This window comes from Dietzia sp. CW19, from assembly GCF_014145265.1.
GTDB classification, from domain to species: Bacteria; Actinomycetota; Actinomycetes; order Mycobacteriales; family Mycobacteriaceae; genus Dietzia; species Dietzia natronolimnaea.
The window spans coordinates 1-1,746 of sequence record NZ_JAALEE010000385.1 but is presented as its reverse complement, the minus strand read 5'-3'; the positions used below and the strand labels follow the sequence as shown (position 1 = coordinate 1,746).

Here is a 1,746-nt window from a genome sequence, read left to right as displayed (position 1 = left end):
TGCCGCCGCACCGTCGACGCCCCACCACGCGCGGATACCTCCGGTCTCCCCGTCCCGTGCCCTCTCCAGTTGTCGGCGGACGGCGTGCCCGACGGCGGTCGGCCCGTCCCCGTAGCGCAACACGCTCACCGCCGGGATCGAGTCCAACGCCCCCGCGGTGGCGTCCTGCTCCCCGTACGGCCGCCGGCCCGGGACCACCACGAGCGGCACGTCAGCGCAGGCGGCATCGGCAACAGACGACTGGCCCCCTCCGGTGACCACCACGTCGGCCGAACACAGTTCCGGCCAGGGGTCCGCGTGCCATTCGCCGTCCGGGCCGCCCACCTCGAGCCAGTCGGCCACTCCGAGCTCGCGCGCCGTCGATCGGACCGCCCTCCAGAAGCGGTGGTCGCCGCCGGAGCCGGAGCCGTTGAGATGGACGACACGGGGACGACGACGATGCCGTGTCTCGCGGACGCGCCGCTCGAAGCGGGACACTCCGCCGATCTCCGCGACGGGGTTCTCCGTCCGCCGCAGGGTCGCCTGATGCGCTCCCGGTGGCCACGCCCCGATCAACCGCTCCGCAGCACGAACCCGCAGCAGGTGGGGCTCGTCCTCCCTCACCCCGGGCGGCAGCGTGCTGACCATCGGGATGCCGGTCATCCGCGCGGCCAGCGACATGGCGGGAGACGAATCGACCCAGAAGGCGCGGGGTCGTGCGTGGTCCATCCACGCGACGGCGGCGCGGCGCGCGGAGAGGGTGAGCTCCTCGGCGTCCTCCTCGTCATCGATGCCGGACGGGAGGTGGACGACGCGGGTTCCCGGGGGGAGGAGCGCGTCGTCGAACTGGCCCGAGATGAGCATCGTGACGTCCAGTCCCCGTTCCCGCAGGGCGCCCATCACCGGAATGGCCCGGTGGAGATGACCGCGCCCCCGGTGGTGGACGTAGACGCCGATCATCGAAACCCTCCCTAGGTCCGTCGGCTTATTCCGCTCCGCGGATCGCGCCGAGTAGTGCGTCGCAGAAGGCGGGGAGGTCGTCCGGGTTGCGGCTGGTGAACACGCCGTCCGAGCTGACCAGCTCCTCGTCCACCCACTCGGCTCCGGCGTTGACCAGGTCCGTGCGCAGGCTCGGGTAGGAGGTGACGCGGCGCCCGCGGACGACGTCGGCCTCGATCAGGACCCATGGCGCGTGACAGATGGCCAGGACGGGCTTACCCGCCTCGACCATCTCGCGGACGAGGGTCAGAGCGTGCTGGTCCTGGCGCAGAGCGTCCGGGTTGGCGACGCCGCCCGGCAGGACCAGGACGTCGACGTCGGCGGCGGTCACGTCGGCGCTCGTCCGGTCGACCGCCTGGGTGCCGGCCGGGGTGAGGTGGTCGACCAGGTCGACCTCGCCGTCGGATGTGCTGACCAGGAGCGCCGTGTGACCGGCTTCGGTCACGGCCCCCCACGGCTCGGTCAGCTCGACCCGTTCGATCCCCTCGCCGGCCACGAGGAATACGACGGTTCTGGTGTCAGTGCGTGCGTCCTGGGTCTCGGTCATAGCCTGATCGTGGGGCCGGACCCCCCAGGCCCGCAACCGGACCGCCGGTGGCCCCCGGCCCGACGGTCCGGCACGATACGTGGATGCGACGACGAGACCCGATCGACCGACGAGGACGGCGCGACCGCCGGCGAGGCGGCTGCGGCTGCTCCCTGCTCGTGCTGCTGCTCCTGGTGCTGGGGCTGGCCGTGGCCGCGGAGTTCGGCGCCCGGTGGTACCTG

Annotated in this window: 2 protein-coding genes; both read right to left on the bottom strand. The window is 72.7% G+C overall.

All coding sequences use genetic code 11. The annotated features are described in order from the left end of the window. Positions 1-939, bottom strand: a 939-nt coding sequence (locus tag G6021_RS11785) for a hypothetical protein (protein WP_182641356.1), incomplete at its 3' end; no start/stop codon positions are given. A gap of 25 nt (positions 940-964) precedes the next feature. Continuing rightward, complete coding sequence (locus G6021_RS11780; protein WP_182611093.1) at positions 965-1,525, bottom strand: type 1 glutamine amidotransferase domain-containing protein; 561 nt, start codon at positions 1,523-1,525, stop codon at positions 965-967. Positions 1,526-1,746: the final 221 nt, after the last annotated feature.

What these genes read in the sequence shown, in the direction of transcription:
- G6021_RS11780 (WP_182611093.1), bottom strand. Translation starts at nt 1,525, where the DNA reads ATGACCGAGACCCAGGACGCACGCACTGACACCAGAACCGTCGTATTC.